Origin of the sequence: Enemella evansiae, assembly GCF_004362375.1 — a bacterium.
Taxonomy (GTDB): Bacteria; Actinomycetota; Actinomycetes; order Propionibacteriales; family Propionibacteriaceae; genus Enemella; species Enemella evansiae.
This window is the reverse complement of record NZ_SNXA01000009.1, coordinates 686,362-706,433: the sequence shown is the minus strand read 5'-3', so window position 1 is coordinate 706,433 and position 20,072 is coordinate 686,362. Positions and strand designations below refer to the sequence as shown.

At 68.5% G+C, this 20,072-nt stretch carries 22 protein-coding genes and 1 pseudogene; 8 read left to right on the top strand and 15 right to left on the bottom strand.

Features of this window, described 5'->3' with window-relative positions; genetic code table 11:
• Positions 1 to 9: 9 nt before the first annotated feature.
• Genes C8D81_RS11345 through C8D81_RS20920 form a run of 3 tightly spaced genes read right to left on the bottom strand, consistent with a single transcriptional unit; the run spans position 10 to position 2,759 of the window.
• Positions 10 to 1,944 (bottom strand): S9 family peptidase, encoded by a 1,935-nt coding sequence (locus C8D81_RS11345; RefSeq protein ID WP_094404273.1) that lies wholly within the window; start codon positions 1,942 to 1,944, stop codon positions 10 to 12.
• A gap of 9 nt (positions 1,945 to 1,953) precedes the next feature.
• A complete protein-coding gene (locus tag C8D81_RS11340; protein WP_166646774.1) occupies positions 1,954 to 2,577 on the bottom strand; it encodes a GNAT family N-acetyltransferase in 624 nt (207 codons plus the stop codon).
• A complete protein-coding gene (locus tag C8D81_RS20920) occupies positions 2,574 to 2,759 on the bottom strand; it encodes a hypothetical protein (RefSeq protein ID WP_166646773.1) in 186 nt (61 codons plus the stop codon). The genes C8D81_RS11340 and C8D81_RS20920 overlap by 4 nt, the downstream gene beginning before the upstream one ends.
• Before the next feature lie 27 nt (positions 2,760 to 2,786).
• Between C8D81_RS20920 and C8D81_RS11335 the strand changes: the two genes are divergently transcribed.
• Both C8D81_RS11335 and C8D81_RS11330 read left to right on the top strand, forming a co-directional pair.
• Positions 2,787 to 3,743 carry an SURF1 family protein gene (locus tag C8D81_RS11335; RefSeq protein WP_166646772.1) on the top strand — a complete coding sequence of 319 codons (957 nt, stop codon included), beginning with the start codon at positions 2,787 to 2,789 and terminating at the stop codon, positions 3,741 to 3,743.
• A 29-nt stretch (positions 3,744 to 3,772) separates the two neighbouring features.
• Positions 3,773 to 4,141: pseudogene (locus tag C8D81_RS11330) on the top strand (DUF3817 domain-containing protein); the annotation flags it as partial.
• Between the two features lie 21 nt (positions 4,142 to 4,162).
• Here the strand turns inward: C8D81_RS11330 and C8D81_RS11325 are convergent.
• From C8D81_RS11325 to C8D81_RS11315, 3 genes are all read right to left on the bottom strand, one after another.
• Positions 4,163 to 5,113: a ParB/RepB/Spo0J family partition protein gene (locus C8D81_RS11325; RefSeq protein ID WP_094404271.1), complete on the bottom strand. Its 951-nt coding sequence runs from the start codon at positions 5,111 to 5,113 to the stop codon at positions 4,163 to 4,165.
• A complete protein-coding gene (locus C8D81_RS11320) occupies positions 5,110 to 6,084 on the bottom strand; it encodes a ParA family protein (RefSeq protein WP_324252520.1) in 975 nt (324 codons plus the stop codon). The genes C8D81_RS11325 and C8D81_RS11320 overlap by 4 nt, the downstream gene beginning before the upstream one ends.
• Before the next feature lie 286 nt (positions 6,085 to 6,370).
• A complete protein-coding gene (locus C8D81_RS11315) occupies positions 6,371 to 6,949 on the bottom strand; it encodes a TetR/AcrR family transcriptional regulator (protein WP_094404269.1) in 579 nt (192 codons plus the stop codon).
• A gap of 80 nt (positions 6,950 to 7,029) precedes the next feature.
• Between C8D81_RS11315 and C8D81_RS11310 the strand changes: the two genes are divergently transcribed.
• Positions 7,030 to 7,599, top strand: a complete 570-nt coding sequence (locus C8D81_RS11310) for a dihydrofolate reductase family protein (protein WP_094404268.1) — start codon at positions 7,030 to 7,032, stop codon at positions 7,597 to 7,599.
• 33 nt (positions 7,600 to 7,632) lie between these two features.
• On the opposite strand, the gene rsmG is transcribed toward C8D81_RS11310, so the two are convergent.
• The 6 genes from rsmG to rpmH form a co-directional block, all read right to left on the bottom strand.
• Complete coding sequence (gene rsmG, locus C8D81_RS11305; protein ID WP_229117667.1) at positions 7,633 to 8,256, bottom strand: 16S rRNA (guanine(527)-N(7))-methyltransferase RsmG; 624 nt, start codon at positions 8,254 to 8,256, stop codon at positions 7,633 to 7,635.
• Between the two features lie 26 nt (positions 8,257 to 8,282).
• On the bottom strand, positions 8,283 to 8,900 hold the full coding sequence (locus C8D81_RS11300) for a Jag family protein (RefSeq protein WP_094404266.1): 618 nt from the start codon (positions 8,898 to 8,900) through the stop codon (positions 8,283 to 8,285).
• 65 nt (positions 8,901 to 8,965) lie between these two features.
• Entirely contained in the window at positions 8,966 to 10,003 is a 1,038-nt protein-coding gene (yidC, locus tag C8D81_RS11295) for a membrane protein insertase YidC (protein WP_094404689.1), read from the bottom strand.
• 11 nt (positions 10,004 to 10,014) lie between these two features.
• On the bottom strand, positions 10,015 to 10,380 hold the full coding sequence (gene yidD, locus C8D81_RS21960) for a membrane protein insertion efficiency factor YidD (protein ID WP_094404265.1): 366 nt from the start codon (positions 10,378 to 10,380) through the stop codon (positions 10,015 to 10,017).
• Positions 10,377 to 10,763: a ribonuclease P protein component gene (gene rnpA, locus C8D81_RS11285; RefSeq protein WP_094404264.1), complete on the bottom strand. Its 387-nt coding sequence runs from the start codon at positions 10,761 to 10,763 to the stop codon at positions 10,377 to 10,379. Before rnpA ends, yidD begins: the two co-directional genes overlap by 4 nt.
• Positions 10,764 to 10,778: 15 nt before the next feature.
• Positions 10,779 to 10,916: a 50S ribosomal protein L34 gene (gene rpmH / locus C8D81_RS11280; RefSeq protein WP_094356937.1), complete on the bottom strand. Its 138-nt coding sequence runs from the start codon at positions 10,914 to 10,916 to the stop codon at positions 10,779 to 10,781.
• A gap of 629 nt (positions 10,917 to 11,545) precedes the next feature.
• On the opposite strand from rpmH, the gene dnaA reads away from it, so the two are divergent.
• Entirely contained in the window at positions 11,546 to 12,922 is a 1,377-nt protein-coding gene (dnaA, locus tag C8D81_RS11275; protein WP_094357031.1) for a chromosomal replication initiator protein DnaA, read from the top strand.
• Positions 12,923 to 12,935: 13 nt separating this feature from the next.
• On the opposite strand, the gene C8D81_RS11270 is transcribed toward dnaA, so the two are convergent.
• On the bottom strand, positions 12,936 to 13,529 hold the full coding sequence (locus tag C8D81_RS11270; protein ID WP_094356938.1) for a TetR/AcrR family transcriptional regulator: 594 nt from the start codon (positions 13,527 to 13,529) through the stop codon (positions 12,936 to 12,938).
• A gap of 444 nt (positions 13,530 to 13,973) precedes the next feature.
• Between C8D81_RS11270 and thrC the strand changes: the two genes are divergently transcribed.
• From thrC to C8D81_RS11255, 4 genes are read left to right on the top strand one after another with little or no spacing between them, the layout of a single operon-like run.
• On the top strand, positions 13,974 to 15,434 hold the full coding sequence (gene thrC, locus C8D81_RS11265) for a threonine synthase (protein ID WP_094404263.1): 1,461 nt from the start codon (positions 13,974 to 13,976) through the stop codon (positions 15,432 to 15,434).
• Between the two features lie 20 nt (positions 15,435 to 15,454).
• Entirely contained in the window at positions 15,455 to 15,586 is a 132-nt protein-coding gene (locus C8D81_RS21780; protein WP_267873152.1) for a hypothetical protein, read from the top strand.
• Complete coding sequence (locus C8D81_RS11260; protein ID WP_229237956.1) at positions 15,526 to 15,885, top strand: macro domain-containing protein; 360 nt, start codon at positions 15,526 to 15,528, stop codon at positions 15,883 to 15,885. Before C8D81_RS21780 ends, C8D81_RS11260 begins: the two co-directional genes overlap by 61 nt.
• A gap of 38 nt (positions 15,886 to 15,923) precedes the next feature.
• Positions 15,924 to 16,412, top strand: a complete 489-nt coding sequence (locus C8D81_RS11255) for a DedA family protein (protein WP_094404262.1) — start codon at positions 15,924 to 15,926, stop codon at positions 16,410 to 16,412.
• Here C8D81_RS11255 and C8D81_RS11250 read toward each other — a convergent pair.
• A complete protein-coding gene (locus tag C8D81_RS11250; protein ID WP_094404261.1) occupies positions 16,311 to 18,761 on the bottom strand; it encodes a GNAT family N-acetyltransferase in 2,451 nt (816 codons plus the stop codon). The genes C8D81_RS11255 and C8D81_RS11250 overlap by 102 nt on opposite strands.
• Positions 18,758 to 20,059 (bottom strand): lysine N(6)-hydroxylase/L-ornithine N(5)-oxygenase family protein, encoded by a 1,302-nt coding sequence (locus C8D81_RS11245; RefSeq protein WP_094404260.1) that lies wholly within the window; start codon positions 20,057 to 20,059, stop codon positions 18,758 to 18,760. Before C8D81_RS11245 ends, C8D81_RS11250 begins: the two co-directional genes overlap by 4 nt.
• Between the last annotated feature and the right edge of the window lie 13 nt (positions 20,060 to 20,072).

Sequence of the window (20,072 nt, the reverse complement as noted above, 5' to 3'; positions counted from 1 at the left end):
GCCTGCACCTCACAGGTTGTCGATCGCCAGCCGCGGTACCGGATCGGCGGGAGTGAATCCGAAGACCTGACCGAGGAAGGACTGCTCGGCAGCCAGGGTGCGCCGGATCGAATCCGCGCGGCGGAAGCCGTGCGCCTCGCCGTCGAACACGACCAGGGCCACCGGCAATCCCTTCTCCCGCACGGCATCGGCCATCTGGTACGCCTGCTCCGGCGGTACGACCTTGTCCTCGGCACCCTGCAGGATCAGCATCGGGGTGTTCAACCGATCCAGCTGCTGCACCGGCGAACGATCCTCATAGATCGCCCGTGCCGCGGGCCACGGTCCGACCAGCCCGTCCAGGTAGCGGGACTCGAACTTGTGCGTGTGTTCGGCCAGCGCGCCCAGGTCGCCGATGCCGTAGTGGCTGATGCCGGCGGCGAAGAAGTCGGTGCTGGTGAGTGCCCGGAGGGTGGTGTAGCCACCCGCGGAACCACCCTCGATCCAGACCCGCGCGGGATCGACCAGACCGCGGTCGATGAGATGCTGGGCGGCGGCCACGCAGTCGGCGACGTCCGCGATGCCCCAGTTTCCCTGCAGGCGTTGACGATACGCGCGACCGTAACCGGTGGAGCCGCTGTAGTTGACGTCGACGACGGCGTATCCGCGGGAGGTCCAGAACTGCACATCGAGGCGCAGAGCGGGTGCGGAGAAGCTGGTCGGGCCGCCGTGGCTGAGCACCTTCAGTGGCGGCAGTTCCCCTTGTGGAGCGGAGAATGCCGGATTCACCGGGGGATAGAACCAGGCGTACGCCGCGGGCTCGCCGAAGCTGATCGGCTCGGCGACCGAGAGCAGGGCGGGGTCGAGATCCACCTCGGTGCTGGCCCGGACCACGGTCTCGGTGCCGGGGTCGGTGCCGGTGTCAGTCTTCGGGTCCAGGGTGATGATCGCGCTCGGGCGATCCGGAAAACCGGCGAGCAGGGCGATCCGATCATGGTCCGCGGCCAGGCCTCGAATGGTGTTCGCGGTGGTGGTGATCGGCTGCAATCCCGTGCTGGTGAGGAATCCGAGCCGAGCGACGCCGCTCTCCAGCCAGCGGCAGAGGATCGTATCGGCATCGACGACAGCGAAATCGCCGATCCCGAGCTGCCAGGGTGGGGTACCGAACTCGTTGTCGACCGGATGCAGGGCGGTGCTGGTGCCATCGCGCCAGCGGTGCAGGTTCCAGTAGCCGGATTCGTCGCTGAGGAAGACGATTGCGCCGTCCTGCCAGGCCGGGCTGATCGCCGAGGTGTGCGGGCGATCCGACACCGTGTGTTGCTCGCCGAGGCGGACGCCGGTGCCGTCGGTGGTCAGGGCGGCGGTCCGGATCCGGGTCTGGTCCCAGGGCATGTTCGGGTGATCCCATTCCACCCAGGCGATCCGGCCGTCGGGGGAGACCGCGATGCCGTCGTAGAAGTCGGCGCCCTCGACGAGCACGGATTCGGCGCCGGTCTCCCAGTCCAGGGCGACGATGCTGTTGACCGGTTCGCCGTGCTCGGCCAGGGTCTCGGCCCGATGGTCCTCACGGACGGCGAGCAACAACCGGCCGGCCGGGTGCAACCGCAGATCGCCGTAGCGCAGGTCGGGGGACCCGGTGAGCACCCGCGGTGAGCCACCGGGTTCCAACAGCAGCACCTCATTGCTGGGATGGTCGCAGAAGGCGATCACACCATCGGCGATGGCGACGGCGCCACCACCGTATTCGTGCACGGTGCTGCGCAGGTAGTGCTCGGGGGTGAGCTCGGTCCGGGTACCGTCGGGGGACTGTCGCCACAGGCTCGTCCGGCCGCCCTGATCCGCCCGGGATTCCAACCAGTACAGGGATTCCTGGTCCAGCCAGGGTCCGCCGAGGCCGACCGAGGAGCCGGTCAGCAGGTCGGCGCCGAGTTCGGAGCGCCAGGCGCCGTGGGGTGCGATCTCCATGGGGAGACCTTAGCCACCGTGCGGTCGATGGTTCGCGGGCTCGGGTGGCAGCGGCCGGATCCATCCCGTGACCCGATCGAGGGCGGAGTCGAGCAGCCCGGGTCGCCAGCGCAGCGTACGGGAGAATTCGAGTCGCAGCTGGGGTTGCAGCGGATGGTCGGTGCTCACCTGGAAGCCGACCCGCTCCAGGAATTCGACCGGGGGCAGTACGCAGGACCCGCCGTGGCGGCTGCCGCGTACCTCGAGGGCATGGATGCCGGGTACGCGGACCATCCGCGCGGCCGCCGCCTGCACCAGTTGCCGGCCGAGGCCCTCGGCGGTGCAACCCGGATCGACCCGGATCGAGAGCACGACGGCGGCATCGGGGTTGCGCGGCCCGCCACCCTGCGGCCCGTTGCGCGGCACGTGCAGCGGCGGGCAGAACAGCAGGTGGCCGGCCAGCCGTCCGTCCTCGTGGCCGGTGATCCCGCACAGGCCCCATTCCTGCTGGGCCGCCCGCGCCCAGCCGGCCGGGCCGTGGTCGGCTTCGACACCCGCGCGGACCGTCGCACCGAGCGGACACTCCGAGCAGGTCAGCGGGAGTTCGGCGAGTCGCTCGGCGACCAAGGGCCGCAGCCGCGGGCGCAGGGTCACTTCGATTCCCGGTCCGGTTGGCCGAGGCGACGCGGCTGGGTGAGCCCGATCGCGAAACCGAGCACGATCGCGGCCAGCAGGCCGAGGCCGAGCCACACCATGCGACTGGGAGTCGGGCGCAGCAGGTCCTCGTCCCCGATCAACGGTCGGAACGGGCCCCGGTAGCGAACATCCTCCTCCATGGGGTCCATCGTAGAATGGTCGCCAGCATGAAACAGCCATCCGATGACCCTTCCTTGCCCGCCGCGGCCACCCCAACCGGTCGGGCGCGCGTCACCCCCGCGCGGCGCCGCCGCCAGGCCCTGATCTGGCTGGTGGGGCTGGTGGTGACCGGGGTGATGCTGGGGCTCGGGTTGTGGCAGATGCAGACGTTTCGCACCCAGGGCCAGGATGCGATGCGCGCCCGGATGACCCAGGCGGCCGTACCGCTGGATTCGGTGCTGCAGGTCGGGGAGATCCCCAAGGACGGTTATGGCCGCCCGGTGACGACCACGGGCCGGTATCTGCCGGAGCAGCAGGTGCTGGTCCCCGAGCCGAACGCCCCGGGGCGGTTTCGGGTTGTGACCGCGTTGCGGCTGGCCGACGGCACGGTGCTGCCGGTGGTCCGCGGGGTCGTCGAGGGTACCGACGCGCCCCCGCCGCCGGCCGGTGAGGTCACCCAGACCGGGCTGTTGCTGCCCACCGAGGCGGAGCCGGAGTCGCCCGCGCCGGCCGGTCAGCTCGGCACGGTACGCCTGCAGCGGCTGGCTCAGCTCTGGCCGGACCAGCTGATGCCCGGGTTCCTGAGCCTCGATGACGCCGGGGCGGCGGCGCAGGGGATGACCGCCGCCCAGGTGGATGTCCCGAGTGCCGCCGGGCAGGCCCGCAACAACGGCTACGCACTGCAGTGGTGGATCTTCGCCGCCGCGGCCGTGGCGGCGACGATCAAGCTCTCTCGCGATGCCGGGCGGGGCACCTCGCTGATCTCCGGTGACGAGGTGGATGACGCTGGGGACAACCCGGTGGAGAAGTCCGGCGACGATGTGGACGAGCGACCCGGGGACGGCGCCCGCGAGGCCACCGCCGAGGGCGCGGATGATGCGTCCATTCCCGCGCTGACCAGGGGAAACACGCCGGATGCGGGAGCTTCGGGGAACCCGCGTGAGCTGGGGACGACCGACCGGTGAGCAAACCGGAACTGATGGGAGAAACTGTGGATAACCCCCGTGCCGTGCGAGCGGCGCTGCTGCGCTACCGGGTGATGGCCTACGTGGTCGGCGTGCTGCTCGTGGTGCTGATCTGCATCGGCATGCCGCTGAAGTATCTGGCCCCCGATCCAACGCTCAACGAGCTCGGCGGCAAGATCAACACCGTCCTCGGCATCGGGCACGGCTGGCTCTACATGGCGCTGCTGGTGACCGCGTACGACCTGGGACGCCGGGTGAAGTGGGCGTGGAAGCGGCTGCTGGGAATCGCCCTGGCCGGTACGGTGCCGTTCCTGTCGTTCGTCGCGGAGCGGTACGCCACCAAGGATGTCCAGGCCAAGCTGGCCGCCGCCGACGCCATCGAGAACCAGGCTTCCTGATCCTCGCGGGCGCGGGCGCGCTCAGCCCTGGTCGCCCAGTCGCATCAGGGCGACGATCCGCTCCAGATCCTCGGGTGAGGCGAACTCGATCACGATCTTGCCCTTGCTGCGACCCATGTCCACCCGGGCACGGGTGTCGAAGTGGTCGCAGAGCTGATCCGACAGTTCGACCGCTCGTTCCGGGCGTTCCTTCGGCGCCCGAGGGGCCCGCGGCTCGCTGCCGGTCTCACCCAGGGTGACGATCTCCTCGGTGGCCCGCACCGACAACCCCTCGGCGACGATCCGCTGAGCCAGGCGTTCCTGGGCCAGTTGATCATCGAGCCCGAGGAGGGCGCGGGCATGACCGGCGCTCAACACCCCGGCGGCGACCCGGCGCTGTACGGAGGCGGGAAGCCGCAGCAGGCGGATGGTGTTGGAGATCTGCGGCCGGGAACGTTTGATCCGCGTCGACAGCTCCTCCTGCGTGCAGCCGAAGTCATCGAGGAGTTGCTGATAGGCGTTCGCCTCTTCGAGCGGGTTGAGGTTGGCGCGGTGCAGGTTCTCCAGCAGGGCGTCGCGGAGCAGGGCGTGTTCCTCGGTGGGCCGGACGATCGCCGGGATCGTGCTGCGGCCGGCCGCCTGGCTGGCACGCCAGCGGCGTTCGCCCATCACGAGCTCGAACTGCTCACCGTCCGGACCCTTGCCCAGCGGCCGGACGACAACCGGCTGCAGCAGCCCGACTTCCTTGATCGACTCGGTCAGCTCGGTGAGATCATCCTCGTCGAACTCGGTGCGGGGCTGCTTCGGGTTCGGCGTGATGGCCTCGATCGGCACCTCGGCGAACCAGGAGCCCTCCGGCATCCGGCGGGAGGACTTCTGCGAGTCGATCACCCCATCGACCGGGCGATGCGGCCGGGTGGTCGCGGGATCGGTGTTCTGGATCAACTGGCCGAGGCCACGGCCCAGTCCACTGCGGCGCTGCTGCTGGTTCACTGCGTCTCCTCCGGTACGGCACGGTGGGCGATCTCGGCGGCGGCGCGGCGATAGCAGATCGCGCCCGTCGAGGTGGGCTGGTAGGTGAGCACGGTCTGGCCGTAGCTGGGGGCCTCGGAGATCCGCACCGAGCGGGGGATCACCGATTCGAGGGTCTGCTCGGGGAAGTGGGCGCGGACCTCGTCGACGACCTGGGCGGCGAGCCGGGTACGCGGGTCGAACATGGTGAGCAGCACCGTCGACACCTCGAGCTCGTCATTCAACTCGCCCTTCACCAGGTTGATCGTGTTGAGCAGCTGGGACACGCCCTCGAGGGCGTAGTACTCGCACTGGATCGGGATCAGGATCTCCTCGGCCGCGACCAGCGCGTTCAAGGTGAGTAGGCCCAGCGACGGGGGGCAGTCCAGGAAGACGTAGTCGACGTCGTGGTCGCGGAGATAGCGCCGAAGCGCCTTGGCCAACCGAGATTCCCGGGCGACGGTGGAGACCAGCTCGATCTCGGCCGCGGCCAGGTCCACGGTGGCGGGCAGCACCCAGAGGTTGTCCGCCTCGGCCGAGGGCTTCACGTGGTCGGCGACCGCCGCCCCCTCGATCAGCACCTCGTAGGTGCCCGGCGTACCCGGTTCGTGGTCGACCCCGAGCGCGGTCGAGGCATTGCCCTGCGGATCCAGATCCACGACCAGCACGCGCTGGTCACCCAGCGCCAGTGCCGTCGCGATGTTCACCGCGGTGGTGGTCTTGCCGACACCGCCCTTCTGATTGGCGATCACCAGGACGCGGGGCTGCGCCGGGTGCGGCAATGTTTCACGTGGAACGGGCGGTGCGGCCGGGGCGTCGTCCTCGCCGGATGGGCCGAGCTCGTCAGCGGAGATGGCTGCACCGAGGATCTCGTCCGGCGCGTCACCGGCCACCTGGCCATTGGCCGGCTCGTCCGGCGATGTTTCACGTGAAACGGCCGGGGTCGATTCGATCGCCGGGGATTCCGCCTCGGCCGGGTCTTCTGCCGTTTCACGTGAAACGGGGGGCAGCTTCTCCGCGGACGGTTCCGCGAAATACGGACGCTGCACATCGGTGTCCTGGATCTCGGCACCCACCTCGTCGGCGAGCTCGTCCTCGGCGGTCTCCGGGGAATCCCCCGGTACGGGCCACCCCAGGCCGGCCTGACGCGCCAATGGTCGCGGCCATCCGAGCGCATCCTGACTGGGCTGGTTCATCACACTCCTTGGATTGTTTCGATCGGCCGCGGGCCGCCCCAGACTACCGCACCAGCTCTTCCGGGATCAGCCGCTGAACCAGCTCGCGGGTGGTCGGCTCCAGCTCCTCGGCGGGGCGTTGCCCGCCCAGGAATTCCAGCAGCAGACCGTTGACGGCCTGGTGCAGCAGACCCACCTCGGTACGCCCGCCCGGCAGACCGGCTGCCCGGTGGAAGCGGACATCCTCCTCGAACCCGGTCCGCAGGAACGGATTCAGCACCGCCGCCACCTCCGGCGTACGCCCGGCCTCCAACCGCAGTTCGAACAGGGCCGCAGTCAGTGCTGGTACCGCGGCCAACCGGCGTACCACATCGACCGTGAACTCCTCGACGGCCGTGCGCCCCGAATACGAGGCCCGGATCTCGGCCACGCGATCAGGATCCGGCGCCAGCCGCTCGAAGATCCGCTCCGCACACGCGCGGACCAACTCCGCCCGCGATGGGAAGTAGTTCGCCGTGGTTCCCAGGGGCAACTCCGCAGCCCGGTCGATGGCGCGGTGGGACAGCGCCCGGGACCCACCCCCGCCCAGCAGCGCGAGGGCCGTATCAACGATCAGCCCCCGGCGTTTTGCGTTCGCGACCATCCGATCACCTCCAACCACCACAACAGTAGTGCTACACTCCCGATCACCCTAACTACCACATCTGTTGTGATTGGAACCCGATGCGCTCCCTCATCTTCTACGTCGCGGTCAGCCTGGACGGCTTCATCGCCGATACCAGCGGTGGCTGGTCCGCCTTCGACGATTCCCCCGCGGTGCTCCGGCAGCTCTTCACCGAATATCCCGAGACCTGCCCGGCTCCGGCCCGTGCACCGCTGGGCGTCATGGCACCGAATCGGCACTTCGATGCGGTGATCATGGGCCGGCGTACCCACCAACCGGCTCTCGATGCCGGCCTGACCAGCGCGTACCCGCATCTCCACCAGTACGTGATCACCCACCACGACGACCTGCCGGCCGACCCGACCGTCACCGTCAGCGACGATCCGCTCGCCCTGGTCCGCGGTCTCAAGGAGTCAAACGGCAAGGATCTCTGGCTGTGCGGCGGTGGGGAGCTGGCCGGTCAGCTGCTCGAGGAGATCGATGTCTTCCGGTTCAAGATCAACAAGGTGCTGCTCGGTGCCGGAGTCCCGCTGTTCGGCAACAGACCCCTGACCCTCCACCTCGAGGAGGTCGGCCGACGACCGCTGAGCGAACAGGTGGACCTGGTCGAATTCCGGCCGGTCCGCTGACCCGCCCGCTCGTCACCCTCGAACCGGCGGAGATCAGCCGCGGCGTACTCGCACCGCGAAGGTGGCCTCGGCCGCGGGATGCGCCCGCACCGTCAACACCTCGGCACTCAGCTTCTGCTTCGTCAGCAGCTTATCCACAGCCTTGACCTCATCGGCCGCCGAGGCACCCTTGAGCGCGATCAGCGCCCCGGTGGGGGAGAGCAGTGGCAGACACCAGCCGATCAACCGCTCCAGGGGGGCGACCGCGCGCGAGGTGACCACGTCGAAGGATCCCTCGAAGTCCTCGGCCCGACCCCGTTCCACCGCGACCCGGTCGGTTATCCCCAGGTTTTCCACAGCCATGGTGAGGAAGTTGAACCGCCGCAACAGCGGCTCCAGCAGGGTGATCCCCAGATCTGGCCGGGCAAGCGCCAGCGGGATCCCGGGCAGCCCGGCACCCGAGCCGACGTCGATCACCTCGGCTCCGCTGGGCACCACCTCGGCCAGGGCGGCGGAGTTCAGCAGGTGCCGGGACCAGAGCCGGTCCACCTCACGCGGCCCGATCAGGCCCCATTCGGTGCCCTCGTTCGCGAGCAGGTCGTGATACTGCCGGGCCGCCTCGAACCGGTCCCCGAACACCTGCGCGGCGACGGCCTCCGACGGCGACGACTGCGGCACGTCGGCCACCCCTGGCTCCCCGCTGCTCAGTTGGGCAGCACGACGACGCGCCGGTTGGGCTCCTCGCCGTCGGATTCGCTGACCAGGCCGGCGGCCGCCACGACGTCGTGGACGATCTTGCGCTCGAACGGGTTCATCGGGCTGAGGCGTACCTGCTCACCGGAGGATTTGACCTCCTCGATGGCGTCGTTGGCCAGATCGGTGAGCTCGGCGCGACGCTTGTCGCGGTGCCCGGCCACATCGAGCATCAGCCGGCTGCGGCGGCCGGTCTCGGTCATCACCGCGAGCCGGGACAGCTCCTGCAGCGCGTCCAGCACCTCGCCGTCCTTGCCGACGAGCACATTGCCCTCGGTGACGATGGAGACGTGCGCGCGCCCGCCCTCGGTGTAGGTGTCGATGTCGCCGTCAAGGTCGGCGATGTCGAGCAGCTCCTCGAGATAGTCGGCGGCGATGTCGCCCTCCTCGTCGAGGACGGCCTGCTTGTTGGAGCGCCGCTCGCCGGTGTTCTCCTCACCGTCGTCGGTCGTCTCCGAGGCCTCGGGCGTCTCGACGGTCGTCGCCTCGGTCACCTTCTCCTCGGTCACTTCCGCACCATCGGGCACTTCAGCCTCAAGGGTGTGGGTCTGGGACTGGTTCTCGCTCACACTCGACTCCTTCGCAGAAACCGCCGCGGGGTGGCGACGGGCGGCCGTTGGTGGCCTGGGTCAGTTCACTTCTTGCGGTTCGCCCTGGTCTGGCGACGCGGCTGCTGCCGCTGGATCCTGGGCCGGTCGTCGGTGCCGTTCTCGGCGGCCAACTCGGCATTGGTCGGCTCGCTGGTGTCCTCGGCGGCGACGGTACGCCGCTTCTGCGGCTTCTGACCGGGCTTCACGGTGGTCGGGTCGTAACCCTTGGCCACCATCCGCGCCTCCCAGGCCTCGTAGGCCGGGGTGCCGGGGGTCGGCGAGTTGCGGATCACATAGAACTGCTGGCCCATCGTCCAGACGTTCGAGGCCGTCCAGTAGATCAGCAGACCGATCGGGAAGGAGACGCCGCCGATACCGAAGACGACCGGGAAGATGTAGAGCATCATCTTCTGCTGCTGGGCCATCGGGCCGGTCATCGCCTCCGGCGGCATGTTCTTCGCCATCAGCTGCTTCTGCGAGATGAACGTCGTCGCCACCATCGCCAGGATCAGGATCAGCGCGACGACCTGGATCATCCCGAAGCCGTTGCTCAGCGGCAGGAAGGTGTCGGCGATCCGCACCGAGCCGAAGATCTTGGCATTGGCCATCGAGGTGACCAGTTCCGGCCGGTCGACCAGGAAGGTGCCGCGGGCCTGGCCGCGGGCGGCGCCGTTGAGCACGTTGAACAGCGCGAAGAAGATCGGCATCTGCAGCAGGATCGGGAAGCAGGACGCCATCGGGTTGACACCCTCGTCCTTGTAGAGCTTCATCGTCTCCTGACCGAGTTTCTCCCGGTCGTGGGCGTACTTCTTCTGCAGCTCGCGGACCTTGGGCTGCAACACCTGCATGTTGCGCGAGGACCGGATCTGGCGGACGAACAGCGGGATCAGCGCGGTCCGGATGATCACCGTCAGCAGCAGGATCGCCAGCGTCCAGGTGATACCGGAGTCGGTGCCGAACAGCGGCGAGAACAGGTAGTGCGCCAGCACCAGGAGCCCCGACACCGCCCAGTAGAGCGGCGACATCAGGGTGTCCCAGAAACCCTCCATCGGGAGCAGCCCCGGCGTCGTGAGCAGGGGCATCAGGGTCTGCATCAGTTCACACCTCGAGTGGTTCGTTCGGATTCTGTTCCAGTGTCCGTCGGCTCATCCGATCCGAGCGCCTCCGCGGACCCGGAGTTCTCCCCGAAATCGCGACGGGATCGTTCGGCCTCGGCCTGCTCACATTCCCATTCGGCGGCCGCCGGCGTGCCCGGGACGGGGTCGTAACCCCCGGCCGACCAGGGATTGCAGCGCCCGATCCGGCGTACGGTGAGCCAGCTGCCGCGCAGCGCCCCGTGCACCTGGACCGCTTCCAGACCGTAGGCCGAACAGCTCGGCCAGTAACGGCAGACGTTCCCGTAGAGCGGGCTGATCACGGCCCGCCAGGCCTTGATGAAGCCGATCAGCAGCCACTTCACCGTCGTGCCGTTTCCGGGGCGGGCTGCTTCGGCCGGTACGCCGCCAGCTTGCGCAGGCAGCCGTGCCAGGCGCCGCGGAGATCGTTGCCCAGCTCGGGCGCGGTCGCCGCCGGCGGCAGCGCCCGGACCACGACCCGGGTCCCGGCAGGGGTCTCGGCGAGCAGCGGCACCGAGAGGTGCCGCAGCCGACGCTTGACCCGGTTGCGGACGACAGCCCCGCCAACGGCCTTGGACACGACGAAGCCCACCGTGGTCGTGCCACCCCCGTCGGTGACGGGCTGGTGCGCATGCACGACCAGGGTGGACCGTCCGCTTCGGACCCCGGAGGAGATCGTGCGCCGGAACTCGGCCGCCGATCTCATCCGCAGCGCGGCTGGGAGCACGTCGCCGCGGCCGGATCAGCCGGCCAGCTTGGCGCGCCCCTTGCGGCGGCGGGAGGAGAGGATGGCGCGCCCGGCGCGGGTACGCATCCGCAGACGGAAGCCATGGGTGCGGCTGCGACGCCGGTTGCTCGGCTGGAAAGTGCGCTTGCTCACGGGAGTTCTCCCACTTGTGTCGTGGCTCGTACCCACCGACCGCAGGTGTCGGCACGGGCGTGGCGACACCGCCCGTTTCGGGGCAGCCAGCAGGGTTGCCGGACTACCCGGCGACCTCCATACGGTACGTGGCGGGGCCTGTCGGGTCAAACCAGACAGCTCGCGGTGACGGCGTCCACTCGACACGCCGAAGCGGCACCTTCGTGTCTTGCGATCATGGTTTGGGTTGGTTTAGCGTCGGCACTCCGGGCCAGCGGCACCTGACCGTCCGTCCCGGCTGTGACACCTCACGATCCACGGTGGCGTACGCCGCTGTGGTGCGGTCCCCAGCCGGGTCGGATCGCCAGGTGCGGTACCCGCATTTTGGGCTACCCACAGGCTGTGGAAAACTCTGTGGACTCAGGCCCGGTGATGGCTGGATTGCGGACAGCCATCCGAACCGGACGGACGACCACGAGTGAGACCCCGGGGTGATTGTGAGCGAGTTCGATGGAGCGGGTTTCGACGACGGCCAGCACGCCGGCGACCGACGACCCACTTTTGACGACCGATCCTCCGACACCGACCACCGCCCCGAGCAGGACACCGTGAATCCCGGAACCGACCTGGTCGCCATCTGGGAGCAGCTGATGGGCCGGGTGTCACCCAACCAGCGCGTCTGGTTGCGGCGCGGCAAGCCGTTGGCGCTGCACGAGTCGACGGTGATGGTCGCGGTCCCCGACGAGTTCACCCGCGACCAGGTGATGCGCAGCAACATCGAAGGTGCGCTGTCGGACTACTTCCGCCGCGACAGCCGGCTGGCGATCAGCATCGATCCGACGCTGGCCGAGGACGCCGTCCCACTGGAGATCGATCGGCGCCCCGACCTGGATCCGTCGCTGCGCACCCAGCCGGAACCGCGGACCGCCGCCGCGCCGCCGGCCGGTGATCGCTACGCCCCCCAGACCAGCAGCAACGGGCACCGCCCGCCGATCGACTCCCGGTTGAACCCCAAGTACTCCTTCGAGAATTTCGTCATCGGCTCCTCGAACCGGTTCGCGCACGCGGCCGCGGTGGCGGTCGCGGAGACCCCGGGCAAGTCCTACAACCCGCTGATGATCTACGGCGAGTCCGGGCTGGGGAAGACCCATCTGCTGCACGCCCTGGGGCACTATGTGCGGCACTACTACGACCGGGTCCGGGTCCGCTACGTCTCCACCGAGGAACTCACCAACGACTTCATCAACGCGATCTCGGAGAACCGGACCGCGGAGTTCCGGCGCCGCTATCGCGATGTTGATGTCCTGCTGATCGACGACATCCAGTTCCTGGAGTCGAAGATCCAGACCCAGGAGGAGTTCTTCCACACCTTCAACACCCTGCACAACGCGCAGAAACAGATCGTGATGACCTCCGATCGGCCGCCGAAGCTGCTGGAAGCGCTGGAGCCCAGGCTGCGGTCCCGCTTCGAGTGGGGGCTGATCACCGACGTGCAGGCACCGGACCTGGAGACCCGGATCGCGATCCTGAAGAAGAAGGCCGCCCAGGAGCGACTCACCGTCAGCCTGGACGTGCTCGAGTTCGTCGCCTCCCGGATCCAGACCAACATCCGTGAGCTGGAGGGTGCGCTGATCCGGATCACCGCATTCGCCTCGCTGAACCGGACCCCGGTGACGATGGAGCTCGCCCAGGAGGTGCTGAAGGACCTCATCCCCGACGGCGCCGATGCCGAGATCACCCCGAATCTGATCATCTCCCAGACCGCCCAGTATTTCGGGTTGAGCGTCGACGACCTGTGCGGCGCCTCGCGTACCCATGCCCTGGCGACCGCCCGGCAGATCGCGATGTACCTGTGCCGCGAGCTCACCGACATGTCGCTGCCGAAGATCGGCCAGGAGTTCGGCGGCCGCGATCACACCACCGTGATGCACGCCGACCGCAAGATCCGGCAGCTGATGAACGAGCGCCGCAACATCTACAACCAGGTCACCGAGCTGACCAGCCGGATCAAGCAGCAGCGCCGCTGACCCGATACGCCGACTAGAGCGGGTTCTTCAGATAGGTGTTGAAGTAGAACCGCAGCGCCTCGGGCATGTCGACGCTCTCCGGGTCATAGAGCCACTGGATCTGCAGACCGTCCATCAGCGCGGTGAAGGAGGGGCCGAGCAGCTTCGGATCGACACCCTCGCGGAGCTCGCCGTCGGCGTACAGGTCGTCGAAGATCCGCTGGTTGATGCCGACGATCTTGCGGTAGCGCTCGGTGAAGTAGTCGTGCGCCGGATGATCGGGATCGGTGGATTCGGCCGACAGCGTGGCGAAGAGCTCGATCATCCCCGGGATCGTGGCATTGTGCGCGGCCAGCTCCAGCACCCGTTTCACGTGCTCGCGCGCACTCGGCTGCTCGAGCAGGTGGAACACGTCGTCGTTGGTGTCGTCGCGGCGTTCCAGCACCGCGCTGAGCAGTTCCTGCTTCGAGTGGAAGTGGTAGAGCAGCCCCGGATGGGTGATCCCCACGCGCTGCGCGATGTCGCGCAGCGACGTGCCCCGGTAGCCGACCTCGCCGAACAGCTCGACCGCCGCGGCAAGGATCTGCTCGCGCCTGCGCCCCCCTTTGGTACCCGTCTCCCCGACCATGGCTCAATCGTGCCAGAACTGACCTGTCTTAACTCCGAAACCCCCGTTTCCTTGTCGACTCGTTACCAGGCCGGTGCCCGCACACCCCCGGTCGAGGCTGGGCACAGCCATGTGGGTGACCGGGCCCCGTCATCCACAGCCACCCCGCTGGCATGTGGGCGGCGTTCCGGCCCCCGGTGCCCATCCGCAGATCCTCCCCGTGTGATTTCGACTTCTCCACAGTCACCGAGGAACAACAATTCGCTGCTGACCAGCGCAGACGCCGGTTGTCCACAGGATCCACAACCGCTGTGATGACCATGAAATTACAAACTCAATTACAAGACCCCAAGTACGACCGCGCCCAACCTGGGGATTCTTGTGACCCGAAGGCCACCCGGGGTGATCGAGATCCGCTGGTGAGCAACGGACCAGGCACCGGCACGGTGACCCTAGGCTTGGGCCGTGCGCTACCACTCGACCCGGACCCCACCCGATCAGGGACTGCAATTCGGCGACATCCTGCTCGCCGGGCTGGCCCCCGACGGCGGCCTCTATCTGCCCGAGCGCTACCCCGACATCACCGACCGGCTGCCCGGCTGGCGCACTGTGCTGGCCGAGGAGGGGTACGCCGCGGTCGCGGCCGAGGTGCTGGAACTGTTCGTCGACGACATCCCGGCCGAGGACCTGCGCAGGATCTGCCGGGCGGCGTACAGCACCGACAACTTCGCCACCGAGCAGATCGTGCCGGTCAGCGAACTCGGTGACCGGCGCTGGCTGGCGCACCTGTCCGACGGGCCGACCGCGGCGTTCAAGGACCTGGCGATGCAGCTGCTCGGCCGGCTCTTCGAATACGAGCTGGAGCGCCGCGACAGCAGCCTGACCATCCTGGGTGCGACCAGCGGCGACACCGGCTCGGCCGCCGAGTACGCGATGCGCGGCCGGGACAACCTCGAGGTCTTCATGCTCACCCCGCGCGGGCGGATGACCCCGTTCCAGCAGGCGCAGATGTTCAGCCTCGATGAGACCAATATCCACAACATCGCCGTCGCCGGTGTCTTCGACGACGCCCAGGACCTGGTCAAGGCCGTCAACGCCGACCCCGAGTTCAAGGCCAGGTATCACATCGGCGCGGTGAACTCGATCAACTGGGCCCGGTTGATGGCCCAGATCGTCTACTACATCGTCGCCTGGCTGCGCGTCACCGAGGCCGACGATCAGCAGGTCTCCTTCTGCGTACCGACCGGGAACTTCGGCAACATCTGCGCCGGCCACCTGGCCCGCCAGCTCGGCCTGCCGATCGACCGGCTGCTGCTGGCCACCAACGAGAACAACGTGCTCGATGAGTTCTTCCGCACCGGGGTCTACCGGGTCCGCGCGGCCGCCGAGACCCACGAGACCTCCAGCCCGTCGATGGACATCTCCAAGGCCTCCAACTTCGAGCGGTTCGTGCACGATCTGTACGCCGGCGACGCGGACCGGGTGCGGGAGCTGTTCGCCGAGCAGCTGCCGAACCAGGGCTACTTCGATCTGTCCGGTACGCCGGAGTTCGCGGGCCTGGCGGAGCGGTTCGGGTTCGCCTCCGGTTCCTCCACCCACGCCGACCGGCTCGCCACCATCAAGCGGGTCTGGCAGGAGCACCGGGTGCTGATCGACCCGCACACCGCCGACGCGGTCAAGGTCGCCGACGAGCTCGCCCGACCCGATGAGACCGTGATCGTGCTGGAGACCGCACTGCCGGTGAAGTTCGCCGCCACCATCCGCGAGGCCGTCGACCGGGAACCCGATCGTCCCGAGGCCTTCGTCGGTATCGAGGACCTGCCCAGGCACGTCGTCGATCTGCCCAATGACGTGCCCGCGCTGAAGGAGTTCATCGCGACCACCCTGGCGAAGGGCCCCACCCCGGTACCCGATCCCGCTCCCTGAGCGGGGCGTACCGTTGCTGCATGGCCGAGATCACCCTGCACCGCGGCGACATCACCACCGACGCCGACGCCGACGCGATCGTGAATGCCGCCTGCTGGGCGGTTGCGACACCGGGGACGCCAAGATCACCGGCGCCGGCCGGTTGCCGGTGAACCACGTCATCCATGCCGTCGGGCCGGTCTGGCACGGCGGCACCGGGGACGAGGCGGAGCTGCTCGCCTCCTGCTATCGCCGCGCCATCGAACTGGCCGCCGAGAACGGTGACCAGCGGGTCGCGTTCCCGGCGATCAGCTGCGGCATCTACCACTACCCGCTGGACCAGGCCGCCCGGATCGCGATCGACACCACCCGAGCCGCGATGGCCGAGCATCCGCAGGTCACCGAGGCCCGCTTCTGGCTGTTCGACGACAAGGCGTACGCCGCCTTCGAAAGCGCCTTGTCCGACCGGTGATCCGAGCTAGAGTTAGGGTCACCTAACAAGGAGCGCGGATGGAGTGGGTGCGGCAGCTGCCCCTGGCCCAGGGGCTGGCGGTCATGTTCGTCATCGCCCTGCTCCGCGGCAACGCCACCTACTGGGTCGGTCGCGGCGCCGCCGCCGGGGTGATCCGGCTGGGCCGCAACCGGCCACCCTCCGAGCGACGGCAGCGGGGCCGGGCGCGCGCCGAGGCGCTGATCGCCCGCTGGGGCGTACTCGCCGTCCCGCTGTCCTTCCTCACCGTCGGCCTGCAGACCGCCGTCAACGCCACCGCCGGTGCGCTGCGGATGCCGCTGCGGCGCTATCTGCCGGCCGTCGCCGTCGGCGCCGTGCTCTGGGCGATCCTCTGGTTCACCGCCGGCCTCGCCGTGATCGGCGCCGCGATCGAACTGGCCCTCGGCTCACCCTGGCTGCTCGGCGCGGTGCTGCTGACCGCGCTCGGTATCGGCGGCTGGCTGCTGCTGCGCCGAGCCCGCCGCTCCCGCGAGCGGGTTGGCCAGTGAACCGACCAGCTGCAACGCACTGGCCGGATCGGCCAGATCGACCATCTGCTGACTGTTCCGCAGCTGCAACCGGTTCAGACAGGACAGCGCGAACTCCTCGGTGAACAGATCGAACCGGGCGAACCGCTCGGCCAGCTCCGGTGTCGAGCGCTGGTAGTCACCGGCCACCGCGGCCACCACCGCCCAGAACTCCGCCGGCTCCAGCAGCCGCTGGTCGGCCAGGATCGCGCTCAGCGGCCGCAGGAAGCAGTCGAACACATCGGTGAAGATCGACAGCAGCTGCAGCTCCTCGGGGACCTCGACCCGGACCCGTTCGATCTCGCTCGGCAATGGGGTGTCGGCCGACATCACCGCGATCTCCTCGGCCAGGTCCTTGAGGATCACCCGCTCCACCACCCCGTTGTCGAGCTCCAGGATGATGTTCTCCCCGTGCGGCATGAACACCAGACCGTAGCGATAGAAGCAGTGCAGCAGCGGCACCAGATAGGCCTCCAGATAGCGCCGCAGCCACTGCGTCGGCGCCCACCCGGACTGCTCGATCAGGGCCGCGCAGAACGAGCCACCGTCGCGATCGAGATGCAGCAGCGCCGCCATCGTGGCGAGCCGGCGCCCCGGTGCCAACCCCGGCACCGGGCTCTCCCGCCACAACGCCGCCAGCATCTTGCGGTAGGGCGAATGCTTGTCGCTGGCCTCGGCATACTGCCGGGCGTGGTAGCCGATCGCCGCCCGCTCCCGGATCACCCGGACCCCGGTCCCGCGCAGCGTCTCATCACCGGCGACCAGGTCGGCGAGCCAGTCGTTGATCGCCGGGGTGGCCTCCATGTACGCCGCCGAGAGACCGCGCATGAAACCCATGTTGATCACCGAGAGCGCGGTCTTCACATAGTGCTTGCCCGGATCGCTGCGATTGAAGAAGGTCCGCACCGACTGCTGGGCCTGGTAGTCGTCACCACCCTCGCCGAGCACCACCAGCCGTCGGTTGGCGACGTCGGCGGCGAAGGTCACCGCCAGCTTGTTCCACCACTGCCAGGGGTGCACAGGCAGCAGCAGATAGTCCTGCGGATCCAGCCCCAGCTCACGCAACCGGGCCGCGAATCGGGCCCGTTCCTCGGCGCCGAGTTCGGCCTCCAGCAGCTCGTCATAGTCCAGATCGCGGCAGGAGCTGAAGGTGGTCACCTCCCGCCGCGCCGCCAGCCAGAGCAGGCGTACGCCGCGGGCCGCCTCGGGTGCGAAGGCCCGGTATTCGTGCACACCCCAGCCGATCCGGCCGCTGTTGGCGATGAAGCACGGGTGGCCGGCGAGCATGGCGGCCTCGATCTGCTGGAAGTCGGCGTGGATCAGCTCGCGGCTGTTCGGTGCCGGTTCGCTGAGCTTGTACGCCAGGGCCGACAGGGTGGCGCTGAGTTCCTCCAGATAGACCGGCAGCAGTTGGTCGTCGAGTCCCAGCCGGGAACCGAAGTCCAGCACGAACCGCAGCAGATCGAGCGGCTGGTCGACGCCGTCGCGTTGGTGGCTGATCGACCCGGGGTCGACCTGCCAGTGCCGCAGCGGCAGCCGGCGGGCGGTGAACCGCCAGCACCCGGACCCGTCGGGGGTCGGCAGCTGGTAGCGATCGGCGCCGATCGGTTCGGGCTCCAGCAGCCGTTCGTGGCTGTATTCGCCCAGCGCCTTGGCGAGCAGTATCCGGTTCGCCTCGGCCCAGGTGGCCGGGTCGAGGTGCGCGACGGCCGCTGCGGGATCGGTGGGATAGACAGATTTTCCTTGCTGCATCGAGAGATCCTTGATCGTGGGTGGTGGGCCGGCGGGGCGGAAGGCCGCCCGCGGGCACTCGCTGAGCAGTGCGGTCTTCTCCGGCAGCCGGAGTTCGCGGATCGGGGTGAAGCCGACCGCGGCGTTGAGCTGCTGGACCGCGGTGTTGTGGATGTCGGGTTCGACCAGCACTCGTCGGGTGGCCGGGTCGGTGAACAGGTCGGTGAGGACCGCGGTGATCACCGAGCGGGTGAACCCGGGCCGCGGCTGGGTGGTCGGGGCGGTGAGGAAGTGCATGCCGACATCACCGGCGCGGATCTCGGGTACACCGGCCAGTTCGACCCGGCTGGGGTCGTAGCGTTCCATCAGGAAACTCGGTTCGCCGTCGGTGAAGCCCAGGTAGGCATGGTGATCCGGGTGCGCGGCGATCCGGCGGTATTCGGTGATCACATCGGCCAGGGTCGCCTCACCCATCAGCCAGAAGCGGGCCTTGGGATGGGTGAACCAGGTGTGCAGCAGTGCCGCGTCACCCTCCGGGTCGACCGGACGAACGCCGAAGGTGCCGTTGCCGTCGCGGTGGATGGTGCGCAGATCGGTCATCGCGCCAGCTCCCTCGGTACGCCGAACTGCTGGTGGGCGATGGATTCCTCCACCCGGTAGGGCTCGCGCCCGGTCAGTTCCCGGATGATCACCGAGTTGCGGTACGCCCCCATCCCGAGATCGGGTGAGGTGACGCTGTGCAGGTGCTCCCCGGCGCTCTGCACGAAGACCCGGCGGCCGCTGTCATCGATCGAATAGTTGCGGGCTATCGCGTACCGGCCGTGGTCGTCGAAGCGCAACCGGTCGCCGAGCGGTGCCAGGAACTCCGGCAGCCGATGCCGGTACCCGGTGGCGAAGACCAGGCCCTCGGTGGCCAGGCAGAACCGGCGGTCCTGTTCCTGCTGGTGCAGCCCGAGCTGGTGCACACCGGTGCCGGGGTCGTAGCCGACCTCGGTGAGCGCGGTGCTGGTGAGCAGCAGCGGCGCCGGGCCGGCCGGTGGGCCCAGCCGTTGGGCGTAGAGCTCGTCGAAGATGTCGTTGATCAACTCGGCGTTGATGCCCTTGGACAGGCAGTGCTGCTCGGCCATCAACCGGTAGCGCTGGTCCTCGGTGAGGTCGCTGAAGTAGTCGATGTAGTCGGGGGAGGTCATCTCCAGGGTCAGCTTGGTGTATTCGAGTGGGAAGAACCGCGGCGAGCGGGTCACCCAGTTCAGCTGGTAGCGGTGGTTCTCCTTCTCCGCCAGCAGATCCGCGAAGATCTCCGCCGCGCTCTGTCCGCTGCCGACGATCGTGATGCTGCGCTTCTCCAGCAGGGATTCACGATGCTGCAGGTAGGCCGAGTTGTGCACCGCAGGGCTGTCCAGCCCACGCGCGGCATCCGGCAGGTGGGGTTGGCTGCCGGTGCCGAGCACCAGGTGCCGGGCGTGGTGTTCCACCAGCTCACCGGTATCGGTCCGCCGGGATTCGACCCGATAGGCCTGCTCGGCCTCCTCCCAGCTGGTGCGCAGCACCTCGTGGCCGAAGCGGATCGAGGCCAGCTGATCGGCGGCCCAACGGCAGTACTCGTTGTATTCGCGGCGCAGCGGGAAGAAGGATTCCCTGATGTAGAAGGGATAGAGACGGTCCCGCTGTTTCAGGAAGTTCAGGAAGCTGAAGCGCGAGGTCGGGTCGGCGAGGGTGACCAGGTCGGCCAGGAACGGGGTCTGCAGGGTCGTCCCGGGCAGCATCATCCCCGGGTGCCAGTCGAAACCGGGGCTGCGTTCCAGGAAGACACCGCTCAGGTCCTCGAGTGGTTCGGTGAGACAGGCCAGGCCCAGGTTGAACGGTCCCAGGCCGATCCCGATGAAGTCGTGAATCATGGAGTTCTGCTTC